The 13,578-nt window shown below is 36.9% G+C and carries 13 protein-coding genes; 8 read left to right on the top strand and 5 right to left on the bottom strand.

The genetic code is table 11. From position 1 onward, the window contains the following. Nucleotides 1–23: 23 nt before the first annotated feature. The 3 genes from BHE19_RS13255 to BHE19_RS13245 all read right to left on the bottom strand — a co-directional run bounded on the left by BHE19_RS13255 (nt 24) and on the right by BHE19_RS13245 (nt 2,630). The gene (locus BHE19_RS13255) at nt 24–989 is read right to left on the bottom strand and encodes a hypothetical protein (protein ID WP_070907505.1); all 966 of its coding nucleotides are present in this window, start codon (nt 987–989) and stop codon (nt 24–26) included. A 2-nt stretch (nt 990–991) separates the two neighbouring features. Next, nucleotides 992–1,492: an RNA polymerase sigma factor gene (locus BHE19_RS13250; protein WP_070907504.1), complete on the bottom strand. Its 501-nt coding sequence runs from the start codon at nt 1,490–1,492 to the stop codon at nt 992–994. 301 nt (nt 1,493–1,793) lie between these two features. Then, on the bottom strand, nt 1,794–2,630 hold the full coding sequence (locus BHE19_RS13245) for a DUF6929 family protein (protein ID WP_070907503.1): 837 nt from the start codon (nt 2,628–2,630) through the stop codon (nt 1,794–1,796). 108 nt (nt 2,631–2,738) lie between these two features. On the opposite strand from BHE19_RS13245, the gene BHE19_RS13240 reads away from it, so the two are divergent. The 6 genes from BHE19_RS13240 (at nt 2,739) to BHE19_RS13215 (ending at nt 10,042) form a co-directional block, all read left to right on the top strand. Next, the gene (locus BHE19_RS13240) at nt 2,739–3,620 is read left to right on the top strand and encodes a PPK2 family polyphosphate kinase (RefSeq protein WP_070907563.1); all 882 of its coding nucleotides are present in this window, start codon (nt 2,739–2,741) and stop codon (nt 3,618–3,620) included. Between the two features lie 194 nt (nt 3,621–3,814). Continuing rightward, nucleotides 3,815–5,266, top strand: a complete 1,452-nt coding sequence (locus BHE19_RS13235) for a PhoX family protein (RefSeq protein ID WP_017495119.1) — start codon at nt 3,815–3,817, stop codon at nt 5,264–5,266. 94 nt (nt 5,267–5,360) lie between these two features. Beyond that, nucleotides 5,361–7,133, top strand: coding sequence for a cytochrome-c peroxidase (locus BHE19_RS13230; protein ID WP_070907502.1), 1,773 nt, complete (start codon nt 5,361–5,363; stop codon nt 7,131–7,133). A 170-nt stretch (nt 7,134–7,303) separates the two neighbouring features. Then, nucleotides 7,304–7,897: a porin family protein gene (locus tag BHE19_RS13225; protein WP_070907501.1), complete on the top strand. Its 594-nt coding sequence runs from the start codon at nt 7,304–7,306 to the stop codon at nt 7,895–7,897. A 124-nt stretch (nt 7,898–8,021) separates the two neighbouring features. After that, complete coding sequence (locus tag BHE19_RS13220; RefSeq protein WP_070907500.1) at nt 8,022–9,071, top strand: sensor histidine kinase; 1,050 nt, start codon at nt 8,022–8,024, stop codon at nt 9,069–9,071. Nucleotides 9,072–9,328: 257 nt separating this feature from the next. Continuing rightward, complete coding sequence (locus BHE19_RS13215; protein ID WP_207544124.1) at nt 9,329–10,042, top strand: LytR/AlgR family response regulator transcription factor; 714 nt, start codon at nt 9,329–9,331, stop codon at nt 10,040–10,042. Nucleotides 10,043–10,044: 2 nt separating this feature from the next. Here the strand turns inward: BHE19_RS13215 and BHE19_RS13210 are convergent, their stop codons facing one another. Next, complete coding sequence (locus BHE19_RS13210; RefSeq protein ID WP_070907499.1) at nt 10,045–10,980, bottom strand: DUF6268 family outer membrane beta-barrel protein; 936 nt, start codon at nt 10,978–10,980, stop codon at nt 10,045–10,047. Between the two features lie 168 nt (nt 10,981–11,148). Next, nucleotides 11,149–11,652 carry a hypothetical protein gene (locus BHE19_RS13205; protein WP_083342548.1) on the bottom strand — a complete coding sequence of 168 codons (504 nt, stop codon included), beginning with the start codon at nt 11,650–11,652 and terminating at the stop codon, nt 11,149–11,151. Between the two features lie 189 nt (nt 11,653–11,841). Between BHE19_RS13205 and BHE19_RS13200 the strand changes: the two genes are divergently transcribed. Both BHE19_RS13200 and BHE19_RS13195 read left to right on the top strand, forming a co-directional pair. After that, nucleotides 11,842–13,227 carry an MATE family efflux transporter gene (locus BHE19_RS13200; protein ID WP_070907497.1) on the top strand — a complete coding sequence of 462 codons (1,386 nt, stop codon included), beginning with the start codon at nt 11,842–11,844 and terminating at the stop codon, nt 13,225–13,227. 104 nt (nt 13,228–13,331) lie between these two features. Next, a complete protein-coding gene (locus tag BHE19_RS13195) occupies nt 13,332–13,559 on the top strand; it encodes a hypothetical protein (RefSeq protein ID WP_017495128.1) in 228 nt (75 codons plus the stop codon). The last annotated feature ends 19 nt before the right edge of the window (nt 13,560–13,578 follow it).

The raw sequence follows: 13,578 nt of genomic DNA, 5'->3' as shown, positions 1-13,578 counted from the left end.
AAATTAAATTTGAGTTTTTACCGTTAGTTTTTTGCTGCGGGTTTTCCTTTTCGGGTAGTAATGATTACAACACCTTTTTTTCCTTTATCGCCATATTTAGAGGTGGCTTCGAGGTCCTGAAGAACGGTGATGGTCTTGATTTCCTGTTTGTTTAAAGGGGCATACGGACTGGTTGGGTTATTGCCAAATAATTCGCTTTCGGAATAATAAATGCCGTCAATGATGTACAATGGCGCATCCAGTACCACCAGAGAATCTACATTTTCGGGCTGTAAATTTGGTAGCTCTGCCTGCATCATTTTGTCTCTTTTTGCATCGTCATTGTGCGACATGGCATTTCCGTTTAAAACAATTAGCGGAGCACTTTTTTTAGCCATTTGTACAGGTTTTTCGGCATAAGCCATTTTGGCTGATTCTCTTCGCGCTGCTCCGGCATAACCATAGTTTTGAATGGCTTTATCTTTGGCAGCGTTGTTTTCTGTCTCTTCTTCTTTAAAATATTCAGATGATGCAGCTACCGGAGGAATTATTTGATCTGCAACGGGAGCAGGACTGGCTTGTGTAACAATAGCATTGTCGGTTGTATGCTGTATTTCCTGTATCGCTACTTTTTGCTGTTGTTTGATTTGCTGATCCAGAATTTTTACAGCTTCTGCTTTTGGTATTATTGGTGACTCTGAAGAAACAATTACTTCTTTTTTCTCTAAAATGGGCTGTGTTGCTTTTTCTTCTTCGTTCACTACAGCTTTAGGAGTCAGAGCAGGAACTGTTTTGTCGGACTTTAGAAATTGTGCTCCCAAAGAAAGGAGTAATAAGAGCGAAGCTGCGACCGCAATTTTTTTCCATAACGAAATGGTTTTTTTGTCTTCCTTTTTGTCCAGTTTATCTTCAAGGCGTGACCAGACTTTTTCCATTCCTGGAAAATCTTTAGATTCCGAGTTGTGTGCGGCCTCTTTAAATTTATCGAATATTTTATCTTGATTGTCCATGACTATTTTGCTTTTTGGTAATACAATTTATTTACTAATTCCTTTAATTTGGTTTTAGCGGCATTCAATTGTGATTTCGATGTGCCCTCAGAAATGTTTAGCATAGCGGCTATTTCTTTATGTCCGAAACCTTCGATAACAAAAAGATTAAAAACTGTTTTACAGCCGTCCGGAATATGATTTAGTAAATTCAGTAAATCTTCTTCTTCCAATGCGTTCACTTCTTCGGTAAAAGGCTGCGAAAGTAATTTGACATCATCAAGGTACATATTGAAATTGGTGTTTTTCTTGATGGTTGCCAAACAATGGTTGACGGTAATTTTTCGCGTCCATGCTTCAAAAGCTAAAAGCTCCTTAAGCTGATCCAGCTTTGTAAATATGGTATAGAAAGCGTCAGCCATAGCTTCTTCAATTTCTTCTTCCTTCTTAAGGTATCGTTTGCAAACGCGATACAGTTTTGGAGCCATATGCTCATAAACCTGACGCTGAGCATCACGGTTCATTTTTTTGCAGTTGAATATGAGAGTTTCGTTTATCACAATTGTTGTCTTTATACTAAAGAGGGCTTAAAAGATAAAAAGGTTGGGACAGCAATGAAAAAAAGTTCAAAAAAGGCTTTTATTTTCTTAATAGATGGTTTTAAAGGTACGATTTTCTTAATAAAGAGCCACTGTAGTACTTTTTTAGATACTACAGAATAAATGAGTTTTTAACTCAAAATAATAAAAAGTGAACGATCCTTTGTGTGTCTCTGCGAAATTTTTGAGAATCTCTGTGATACAATTAAGGCAAAGAGATTCTTTGCTATTTAACAGGTAAACTCAATTTAAAAATCTTCGTTTCTAAAAGCTCCGTATCATTATCCTCGCAAAGTAGAAATTCGATTGTATTGTTTTCTTTTTTATAGAAAGTTAAACCTTCGAATTTATGGGTTGTCGTTATTTTTTGAGTAAAATCGACTTTCATGGTTTTAAGATCGATTCTTCCTATGAAGCTTCCAAGAATTTCGCCATCATCATAGGTTGATTTGGTGTCTTCTGCGGTGGAAAGAAAATAGATTTTGTCTTCCACTAAAATAGCATCGGTAAAACTGGAGCGAACCCCTTTTATTTTTGGAAGCTTATAATTAGTGGCAACCAGAGCAAATTCTTCTCCCAGACTCTTAGCATGAATGGTAAAAATGGTGTTTTTGTTGGATATTCCGTTTCCGCGATTGAACAGGTACCAGTTCTCGCCATCAAAGATTGAACCTTCCAGATTAAAGTCTTCCGGTTTTATTTCGCCAAAACTCTGCATTAGAGCATATAAATCAACCAGGTTATTTTTTTGCAGTATAGTTTTCTTTTTAAGATCGAATGCAATCATTTTGTTTCGGTTTTCGGTAGATCCGGAACCAAAAACATAAAGTGTATCGTTATGGTTGGTTAAAGACTCAAAATCAGGTTTAAGATTTTTTGCGATATTTTTGGTCGGATTGTCAATTAAAGGGTGTTCGTTCAATTGCTGATTCTGCATATTGTATTCGTATAGAAAACCGCTGTTATCTCCAACAAGGTAAAGTGAATTGTCAGTAAAAAATAATCCGGATGCTGATCCGATTCCGATGATTTGAAATAATATTTCTAAGGTGAATTTTTCCATGAATACTGTTTTGTAAATAAAATCGCTGTCCCTGAAAGTATTACAAGGTACAGCAGGGATATGCTTTGTAAAAATAGTATATTTACTATTACGAAAAAACTCATGAATATGAAATCAATAGATCCGAATGATTTTAAAATCACAGATAAAATAAAATTATCAAAGATTCCTACTTTGCTCGACCTTGATGCAGACAGTGAGGAAAAAGAAGCTAAACTCGATAAAGTTCAGGCTAAATTGAGTAAACAGCAAGATGCCATGTATGCTCACAACAGATATGGCGTTTTGATTTGTCTGCAAGGAATGGATACTTCCGGAAAAGACAGTCTGATTCGGGAAGTTTTTAAAGAGTTTAATCCGCGTGGAGTAGTGGTGCATAGTTTTAAAACGCCTACTTCGGCAGAGTTGGAACACGATTATTTGTGGAGACATTATATGGTTTTACCTGAAAAAGGAAAATATGCGATTTTTAATCGTACCCATTATGAAAATATTTTGGTTACCCGCGTGCACCCTGAGTATATATTGAACGAAAATTTACCCGGAATTGAAAAGGTAGAAGATATTCCGAAAGATTTTTGGAAAGACAGAATAGAGCAAATCAATAATTTTGAAAAGCATATTACGCAAAATGGAACAATTGTACTGAAGTTTTTCCTGCATTTGAGTAAAGAGGAACAGCGTAAACGTTTGCTAAGACGATTGGAAGAAGAAAAACACAACTGGAAATTCTCGGTCGCGGATTTGAAAGAACGTGCACATTGGGAGGAGTATCAGCAATATTATGAAGAGGCTATAAACAAAACTTCGACAAAAAATGCTCCGTGGTATATAATTCCTGCCGATGATAAAGAAATGGCCCGTTACATTGTGGCTAAAACCATTTGGGAAGAAATGCAGAAGCATACCGACATTAAAGAGCCTGAGTTACCGGAGAGTATAAAGACTAATATTAAAATATATAAAGAGCAATTAGAAAACGAGTCTTAAAATAAGGCTCTTTTTTTTGCTTTAATGTTACTGCAAGTTTATGAGTGTTTTGTAGTACTAATTTAATGTTAACGTTTTTTTGTTTTATAACGCATTTTAGGAAAACTGTTGATTTTTTGATAATATCTAAATCATTTTAAGTTAAAGAGTAGTGGGTTACTTTGTAAAAAAAATAGAAACCAATTTTTAACTACATGAAAAGAATTATTTTACCCCTAATTATGTTAGGTTCGTTGCTTACATCTTGTAATAACGATTCTAAAGACGAAGCAGAAACAACAAGTGTTGTACTGAAGGATCAATCTGTAACACCAAGTTTAATAAAAGCTCAGACAGGATTTGAAAGTTTGAAAATTTACTCTCTTTTTAGTTCAGATGATGTTTTTGCAGACAGTCCTAAATTTGTTTTTGGAGGTTCTGCTGATGGTTCAGGTCTATTGAAAAATACGGATGGAACTTTTACTTTCTTAGTAAACAACGAAGACAATTTTGCGGTTTCAAGAATTACTTTAGATAAAACATTCAAACCAACAAAGGGAGAATATTTATTAAACTCTAGCGGAGGAACTTGGAGATTATGCGGAGCGACTATGGCTACTCAGGCCGAACATGGTTTTGGACCTCTTTATTTAACTTGTGGAGAGTCCGGAGAAGAGTCTCGTACACATGCTTTAGATCCGTACGCTAGTGCTGGAGGAGCATCAGTATCTAAAGAATTGGCAGGATTTGGACGTTTAAGTGCCGAAAATGCTTTACCATTGCGTTCTACTGCTTACAAAGGAAAAACAGTTGTAGTAATTGGTGACGATGACTCAGGAACTTACGGAGGCCAGGTTTTTATGTATGTATCAAACACAGTTGGTGATTTAAGCGGAGGATCTTTGTACATGTTAAAAAGAAATGACAGTAATCAAAGAGAAAAAGACATGACTGTGGATCAAACCTATCCTGTTTCTTTCGTGAAAATTGACAACCACACTACTTTAACAGGAGCTCAGATCAATGCATCTGTAAATACTTTAAAAGCAATCAAATTTGGTCGTGTTGAAGATTTAGATTACCGCAAAGGAGGTAACAATGCGGACCGTGAATTGTATTTTAACGTAACCGGACAAGATATCACAGGAACGAATGCCGATGCTTCAAGAACGAAATACGGTAGAGTTTACAGATTAAATCTTGATGCTGCCGATCCGTTAAAAGGAACTTTAGAACTGGTTTTAGATGGTGACAACCGCAGTGGAAAAGCTGGGAAATTCCAAAATCCTGATAACATCTGTGTAACCAGTAACTATGTTTACGTTCAGGAAGATGCAAACGGATACGGTGACGAAACACACGATGCTTATATTTATCAGTACAATATCGCTACAAAAGAATTGAAAGTGGTATTGGAATTAGATCACCGTCGTACTCAGGCTGATGCTGCCAAATATAACGTAGGTAAATTATCAAAATTCGGAGATTGGGAATACGGTGCAATGATCGATGTATCAGATCAGTTGGGTATTCCGGATACTTTCATGTTAAGCATCCAGCCTCATACCTGGACTGGCGAAAAATATAAAGGAGTTGACGGAGGAACAAATCGTCCGAACGAGCAACAAGCAAGTCAAATTGTAGTGATTAAAGGTTTAGCGAGATAAATTTTTAAAGCATTATAAAACAGTCATCCACTATCTCAATTTGAGGTAGTGGTTTCTGTTTTTCTGAATATTTCCCTTTTAATTTTTAATACACATGAAAAAAATATACGGTTTGTTTTTCCTGCTGGCATTGGTAGCCTGTCAGAAAAAAGACAAACATCAGGAAGTAAATGAATTGTTTCAGTCTGATATTACTTTACTGATTGAGAAGGTTGCTAAGCTTAAATATTCCGTACAGTCAGATTCTGCCGAAGTACAAATTCAGAGACAATTTCTCGAAGCACATCAAAGTTACAAAAAGGTCGAAATGATAAGCGAGTATTATTCGCCTGCAGTTTCTAAAGCGATCAATGGTCCCGCAATACCCGAATTTGAAGAAAATGATAAAGTGACTGTTCCGCCTGAAGGATTTCAGGTTATTGAAGAGCTGGTTTTTCCTAAATATGACAAAGAGCATAAAAAAGAATTGCTTCAGGAGCTGGGTATCTTGTCGGCTAATTTGGCTCGTTTAGAAAAAGTTTCAAAATCCAATCAATTAACGGATGCGCATGTTTTTGATGCCATGCGATTGGAAGTATATCGAATAGTTACTTTAGGAATAACCGGATTCGATTCGCCTGTGGTATTGAATTCACTTCCTGAAGCTGTGGCAGCTTTAGAAACCATCGAGAAATATTACAAAGTGTATGTCGAAGATAAGCCCGTTTCAAATTCGAATCAGGTGCTTGAAATATTGAAGAAAGGACAGCACTATTTAAAAACAAATACCAATTTCAATGCTTTTGACCGGGCGTATTTTATTAAAGAAATCGCCAATCCATTAAACAAAGGGCTATTCAAAACGCGATCAGAATTGGGTATTCCGCTGATGAAAGAGCAAAGAGGATTAAAAACAACGGCACAAACGCTATTCGACTCAGGAGCATTTGATCCCGAGGCATTTTCAGGTTTCCCGGATTATCAAACAACTCCGGAGAAAATTGCATTAGGAAAAAAGCTGTTCAATGATCCGGTTCTGTCGGGCAACAACACTCGCTCCTGTGCTTCGTGTCATCATGCTGATAAAGCTTTTACCGATGGTTTGGAAAGAGCCGTTACATTAGACGGGAAATCGATGCTGCAGCGCAACACGCCGACATTGAATCATATTGCTTTTCAGCGCGTATTTTTTGATGATTCCAGAGTAAGTTATCTAGAAGATCAGGCCATTGCTGTGATTAAAAATGAAAACGAAATGCACGGTTCTCTCGAGAAATCAGCTTTAGTACTTCAGAAGAATCCGAACTATGTAAGAGATTTCAAAAAAGCATTTCCGAAAGGAGCCATCAATGAATTTGAAATCAAGAATGCTTTGGCTTCTTATATTCGGTCATTGAGTCAGTACGATTCAAAGTTTGATGGGTATATGCAAAACAAAGAGAATTTCACGCCGGATGAAAAAGCAGGTTTTAATTTGTTTGCAGGGAAAGCCAAATGTGCGACCTGTCATTTTATTCCACTAACCAACGGAACAGTTCCTCCTAATTTTGACCGATCGGAGAGTGAAATATTAGGCGTTCCAAATAAAAGCAAAAAGCTGGACGGAGATTTGGGCAAGTTTGTCATCACGCAGGCGGCTATTCATAAACATTCGTTTAAAACGCCAACGATCCGAAACATTACACTTACCGCTCCCTACATGCACAATGGAGTTTACAACACTCTTGAAGAAGTGATTGACTTTTACAATGAAGGAGGCGGAGTAGGTTTAGGATTCGATGTTCCGAACCAAACCTTACCCGAAGACAAGTTAAACTTATCAGAGTTGGAGAAAAAACAGCTCATTGCCTTCATGAGAACTTTGACTGATAAAAAGTATTTGAAGTAAATAGTGGGGTATCACATCTAAACCCGACAGGTTTTTGAAACCTGTCGGGTTTGTTGCGTAAAACAGCTAAGGAAGTCCGTTAGTCAACACCCAGCTGCCGTTCATCAAACTAATTTTTAAAGCGTTTCAGGTTTGTGCTCCTTTGCATCAAATTAATAAACATTATTATCATGAACACGTACAAATTATTATGGTTGGCAGTTATTTTTACCTTAATCTCTTTTAAATCAAATGCACAATCTCCGCTTCCTATTCATGTTGGAATAAAAGCAGGATCAAATTATTCTGAACTTCCCGTTTCAAAAGGTTCGGATTCAAAGTATGCAGCGGGCTTTTTTGGTGGTGCTATGGCCCGATTTGATTTCAAACGTTTCTTCATTCAAAATGAAATTCTCTACAGTGAGAAGTCTTCTAAAATTGAAAGAACAGCTTCTTTGCCTTCTAAAAATCTAAAATGGAGAAGCCTCGAAATGCCGTTGGTAATTGGTTACAAAATAATTGATCAATCGATGCTCAACGTAAGAGTTTTTGGAGGAGGAGTTTACTCTTATGTGCTGGATGAAAATATTTCCTCGGTGAATCAATTGAAAACTGCCTATGGAAAATTTAACAAATCCAATATAGGCTATCAGGTTGGAGCAGGAATCGAAATTTCGAAATTTACTCTGGATGTTACGTATCAGGGAGGGTTAAACAACATAAGTAAGGAGTTTAGTTCGAAGCCAAATTCGTTTAACATTGGGGTTGGTTATTTTATATTTTAAACAGGCTTTTTTGGTTTAGCCTTGTCAGCAGCAAAGGATCTTTTTTGGTTCTTTGCTGTTTGTTTGAAAAATATAGGGTTATTTTTGAACATGAAGTTTCACATCAATTTTTTATTCTTTTAGAATGGTTGTAATAAATAAAAACAGACACCGAATATTTTTAGTTTTTTTCTGGTGTTTACTCGGAATAACGATCTGGTCACAGCTGATAGAGGCTTACGGCGTTCGAGCGGCAGCTTTTCAGGCGTTTTTGGTTTTACTTTGTTCATGTCTTTTGGCGCATTTTCTTAGCGATATTGTATTGCCTGTTGCGTTGCGTAAAAGAAGAATGGCACTATTTGCAGTGCAAAGTGTCATGGTAGTTTTTATGCTTTCATTTTGCCTGGCCGTTATTGATGCCATCTTTTCAAATTCGCATACCCGCGCACGATTGTATCCCGACGAAGCAAACATGACCATGATTCAGTTTTTATTTGCACGATTCTTTGGTAGTACCCCTGCAGCTATTTTGATTTGCGGTACTGCCTGCGGGCTTCGGTTTTATCAGGAACATAATATAATCGAAAGAAATCATGCTCAGCTGCAACAGGTTCATCTTGAGGCACAAATCAAGATTCTTCAGGATCAGATTAATCCGCATCTTATGTTTAATGTGCTCAACCACATTCACATTTTGATGCAGAGTGATGTACAACTGGCTTCGGATTTGCTCATTCGGTTTTCGGATATTTTGAGGTATCAATTGTACGAATGCAACAAAGAATACGTGCCGCTCCATCTCGAAATAAAATACCTGAAAGACTTAATTGGAGTCGAAGAAACGAGATGGGGCAATGAATTAAAAGTAAAATGTAAATGGAGTATTGAAGATGCCCAGCTTCAAATCGCACCATTGCTTTTAGTTCCTTTAATAGAAAATGCATTTAAGCACGTTTCAAGGCTTCCGGGGCAAAAAGGATATGTACATTTGGGATGTAAACAAACTGCGAAACAGCTGCATTTTAAGATTGAGAATTCCTATACGGAACAATACAAAATCCCTTCAAAGAATCAGGGGCTCGGACTTGAAAATGTCAAAAAAAGACTCGCGATTCAATATCCTGAAAAACACCAGTTAAACATCATTAAAACCGATTCTGATTTTACGGTAATCGTGGTTTTGGATTTGAAGTAAAAGTTTTTGTCGTTTCCGATAGCACAATGTCATGAAAGATTTTAGATTGAAGATTTAACGATTGCAGATTTTTGATTGGGTAGTGGTAAGGGTGGAATAGGAACTATTTTCCTGAATTTCACAGCTCAGAAATCAAAAATAAGCAATCATTTTTGCTATTGGGTTATAATGAAGAACCGTAAAAAAATAAAGGAGAAAAAATCTGACTGATCTGCAAGATCTGCGGGAAAAAATAAAGAAAAACAAAAAAACAAAATATGAAAATGAAATGCCTTGTTATCGACGACGAACCTATTGCAAGAAACGGAATAGTAGATTTTGTTTCTAAAATTGATTTTCTTGAAGTCGCAGGTACCTGTGCGTCCGCATTAGAAGCTACTTCGTACATTCAGGAAAAAGAAGTCGATTTGTTGTTTTTGGATATTAATATGCCGTATCTCACGGGGCTGGAATTTCTGGAATCGCTGGACAATCCGCCTTTGGTTATTTTTACGACAGCTTATTCTGAATATGCCCTTGAAGGATATCGTTTGCAGGTGGTCGATTATTTATTAAAACCCATTACGTTTCAGCGTTTTTATCAGGCTGCTTTAAAAGCAAAACAATGGCATCAGATGCTGGGTACTCCAAAGCAGCATCAATTAGATCCTTATTTGTATGTGCGTCAGGAGGAAGGATTTCAAAAGATCTCCTGGCTTGATATTCTCTATATCGAGGGAATGCAGAATTATGCAAAGCTCCATTTTAAAGATAAGGTTCTGGTGATTCATCAAACGATGATTTCTTTGGAAGAAACACTACCAACAGAAATTTTCTTTAGAATCCATAAATCTTTCCTTGTCAATATTACCCATATTGACTCTGTTTCCGGTGGACGATTATTCATAAAAGGACAAGAACTACCCATTTCAAGAACACGCCGCGAAGCATTACTGAAAGAGGTAGTCTATAAAAACTTATTAAGCCGATGACCCTAGAATTGCCATTTTAGGGCCACAGCTCCATAAAATGTAGTGGTAAATCTAGGATTAGCCATGTCTTTCTCCTTGAAAATATCCTTAATTTTTCTGTTGGTACTGGAGAAGCTGCGTAAAAGTGTCGATCCTGCTGTCGGTTGCAGTGTCCAATGTTTGCCAAGTTTAATTTCAGGCTGTATACCGGCAATAATTTGCTGATACCCCAATAGTGATGTTCTGTTATTCACTTTTGTTTCCGCCGTCATTCCGCTTAGTTCGACCACCGCTTTCAAGTCAAAGTTTTCTGAGATTCGATATCCAAATTGCAGACCTTCCGGAAAGGTAATTTTAAAATGCCACGCACCTCTGGATTCCCAGTTGAAATAAATTCCCGGAAGCACCATCGGAACACCAAAACTATTGGTTAGGACAGGTCCCATACCAAATGCCATATTGGGATTGAAATGTTTGATGAAAAACACACCACCCTGTAGTAATACATCATCTTTGTTGATCTCGACCATATCCGTGTAAACCCCGACAGAAGCCATTATCATTAACGACCAGGTTGGTGAGATAGAACGTAAATGTTTGACTCCGATTTGTGCATTCAGCATTTCATTAGGAAAGCCACCCTGAAATTCTACCGGAAGAGACTGAATTTCATAATTCTTGTTTTCCATTTTGGCATAACTTCCGTTTGCAAAAAGAGACCAGAGTTTTGGACGGTTGTATTGGTCCATTTCCAGAGAAAGAGGTATTTCAAAAGCAATTTGCGCCCTTTTGAAATTACTTTCAGCACTAGTTTTAGTACTGTCCATTGGACGGACATAGTTGGAGAACGGAACATAATCAACTTTAAGTTCTCCTGCTATTTTTGATTGTGATTGTGCAGCAATACTAGTCAATAAAAAAAGGAAAAGCTGCGATAGATAAAAGATTGTTTTGTTCATGATTTGATTAATTTTTCTGCGAATTACCGCGTTCTAAACCAATCACGAAAAATCATTTGACTAATGGCAGTTCTCTTTTGACCAATGGTATAAAAAACACCAAACCCGATAGATTTTGATCTCTACCGGGTTCATACCAAAAACAAAAAAATAAATTAAACTTAATCTTTATAAATCAAAGCCATAGGCTAAACGTAAAGCAACCTGATTGGTTTTGAATTTATTATAATCTTCATAACGGACACTGATATCAATGTATTTGTTGGCATAGCCAATTCCCGGTGCCCATAAAAAAGTAGTATCGTCATACCCGTTTGTGACAGCAAAACCGGCACCTACTTCTCCTAAAACATAAAACTGATCTTCCCAGATAAAAGCTTTAAAACCTGCTTTTGCCGGAATGAATCCAAGATCTTTTGCGTCATTTTTCATAAACAGATTTGTAAAACCTGTTGTTAAGGTTAGCGATGTTTTTTTAGATAAATCGTACTGCAGACGAACATCTCCGCCAAGGGACCATTTATAGTCATTATCCGTCGGGATACCACCATTTAAACCAAAGCCTAATCTAAAACCCTGATTATAATTCTTAATGGTACTGTCCTGAGCGAAAGTAGTATTGGCGTATAAGAAAGCGAAAGCAGCAAGGCATAACATTTTTAAATTTCTCATGACAATCATTTTTGAATTTCTAATAGTGTAAAATTAGTTTCAGGATCTTAACATTCTGTTATATAATTTTTAGGATTTGTTATATAATATCGGTGTCGCTTAAAAAGCACATAATATTAGCTTATGTTTTTAATCGTAACAAAGAATCCAAAGCTTCTGATTATCTTTGCCGACTAAAAAAGAATCGAAGTGAATTTTAAGCAGTATACCAAAGAGTTTTCATATAATTTAAGATTAGCATACCCTATTATATTAGGAATGGTCGGACACACTCTAATAGGAATTGTCGACAATATAATGGTAGGAAAGCTAGGAAGTACAGAATTGGCAGCCGTTTCGTTAGGAAACAGTTTGATTTTTATCGCCATGTCATTAGGGATTGGTTTTTCGACCGCCATTACACCAATTGTAGCAGAAGGTGATGCCGAAAAAAATGATAGTAAAATTCGTTCCGCGTTTCATCACGGATTGTTTTTATGCATCTTGTTAGGACTACTGCTTTTTGGAGTTATTGTTTTGGCCAAACCGTTAATGGAATTACTAGAGCAGCCTGCCGATGTAATTGCTCTTGCGAAACCGTATCTGGATTGGGTTGCTTTCTCTTTGATTCCGTTAATTGTCTATCAGGGGTACAAACAATTTGCCGACGGTCTTTCACTGACCAAATATTCAATGTATGCCATGGTTATGGCCAATGTGCTGCACGTTGGAATCAACTATATGTTGATCTATGGAATCTGGATTTTTCCAAAAATGGGAATTATCGGAGCAGCATTGGGGACGGTGATTTCAAGGATATTCTTAGTGATGTTCATGCACATTATGCTTTCGAGAAGAAACGATTTGAAACGTTTCTTTAAAAACTTTAGTTTTAATCAAATCAAAAAGGAAACGCTGAAAAAGATAATCAGTATCGGATTTCCATCGGCGATGCAAATGCTTTTTGAAGTGGTTTTGTTTACTGCGTCGATCTGGCTTTGCGGAAACATTGGAAAAACAAGTCAGGCCGCCAATCAAATTGCTTTAAGTCTGGCGTCAATGACCTTTATGTTTGCTATGGGATTGAGCGTAACTTCGATGATTAGAGTAAGCAATCAAAGAGGTTTGATGGACTATAAAAACTTAGTTGTGGTAGCGCGTTCGATCTTTTTGCTCGCGATTATCATCGAAACATTCTTTGCGATTCTGTTTGTAGCGTTTCATGATTTCCTACCTCATATGTTTTTGAATATGGAAAACGGAGGGCAGCTTCTGGATAACAACGAGGTAATTAGTATCGCGTCAAAATTACTTTTAATTGCAGCCGTTTTTCAGATTTCTGATGGAATTCAGGTGGTTGTTCTGGGAGCATTACGTGGATTGCAGGATGTGAAAATCCCGATGTACATTACATTTGTAGCCTATTGGATCGTTGGTTTCCCGATTTCCTATTACCTTGCTGAATATACGGAACTAAAAGCGCAGGGAGTTTGGATAGGACTTTTGGCGGGATTAACGACTGCTGCAATATTTCTTTATCTTAGATTTCATTACCTGACTAAAAAATTAATCAAAAATTCAGTTTCAAATACTTAAATTTGGACTGCAAAAGAATCAGTTGCAGCTAAAAAGGATCCTTAAAACACTTTGAAACCGCTGCAATTGGTGAGCCAATACATAAAAATAATAAATCAATACAAATGGAATTACCTAAATTTTTACTCGGAGACAATACTGATTTCCCAGATGATATTTTCATCATTCACCTGGATTATCCAAGATTCATTATCAATTTAAAAGATGATGAGGTAGAATTCATGGAAGAAGCGGAAGATCTTGATGAGGCAGAGTTAAATGCTGAAATGGAAGGCTTAATTGTTTTGGCAAATGAGTTTTACGATCGTGAAATAAACCGTTACGAAGAGTAAAGACATACAGAGGTGTGTC

This window comes from Flavobacterium tructae, from assembly GCF_001853485.1.
GTDB lineage: Bacteria > Bacteroidota > Bacteroidia > Flavobacteriales > Flavobacteriaceae > Flavobacterium > Flavobacterium tructae.
The sequence above is the reverse complement of the archived record's forward strand: the minus strand, read 5'-3'. Positions and strand labels throughout refer to the sequence as shown.

What these genes read in the sequence shown, in the direction of transcription:
- BHE19_RS13255 (WP_070907505.1), bottom strand. Translation starts at nt 989, where the DNA reads ATGGACAATCAAGATAAAATATTCGATAAATTTAAAGAGGCCGCACAC.
- BHE19_RS13250 (WP_070907504.1), bottom strand. Translation starts at nt 1,492, where the DNA reads ATGAACCGTGATGCTCAGCGTCAGGTTTATGAGCATATGGCTCCAAAA.
- BHE19_RS13245 (WP_070907503.1), bottom strand. Translation starts at nt 2,630, where the DNA reads ATGGAAAAATTCACCTTAGAAATATTATTTCAAATCATCGGAATCGGA.
- BHE19_RS13240 (WP_070907563.1), top strand. Translation starts at nt 2,739, where the DNA reads ATGAAATCAATAGATCCGAATGATTTTAAAATCACAGATAAAATAAAA.
- BHE19_RS13235 (WP_017495119.1), top strand. Translation starts at nt 3,815, where the DNA reads ATGAAAAGAATTATTTTACCCCTAATTATGTTAGGTTCGTTGCTTACA.
- BHE19_RS13230 (WP_070907502.1), top strand. Translation starts at nt 5,361, where the DNA reads ATGAAAAAAATATACGGTTTGTTTTTCCTGCTGGCATTGGTAGCCTGT.
- BHE19_RS13225 (WP_070907501.1), top strand. Translation starts at nt 7,304, where the DNA reads ATGAACACGTACAAATTATTATGGTTGGCAGTTATTTTTACCTTAATC.
- BHE19_RS13220 (WP_070907500.1), top strand. Translation starts at nt 8,022, where the DNA reads ATGGTTGTAATAAATAAAAACAGACACCGAATATTTTTAGTTTTTTTC.
- BHE19_RS13215 (WP_207544124.1), top strand. Translation starts at nt 9,329, where the DNA reads ATGAAAATGAAATGCCTTGTTATCGACGACGAACCTATTGCAAGAAAC.
- BHE19_RS13210 (WP_070907499.1), bottom strand. Translation starts at nt 10,980, where the DNA reads ATGAACAAAACAATCTTTTATCTATCGCAGCTTTTCCTTTTTTTATTG.
- BHE19_RS13205 (WP_083342548.1), bottom strand. Translation starts at nt 11,652, where the DNA reads ATGAGAAATTTAAAAATGTTATGCCTTGCTGCTTTCGCTTTCTTATAC.
- BHE19_RS13195 (WP_017495128.1), top strand. Translation starts at nt 13,332, where the DNA reads ATGGAATTACCTAAATTTTTACTCGGAGACAATACTGATTTCCCAGAT.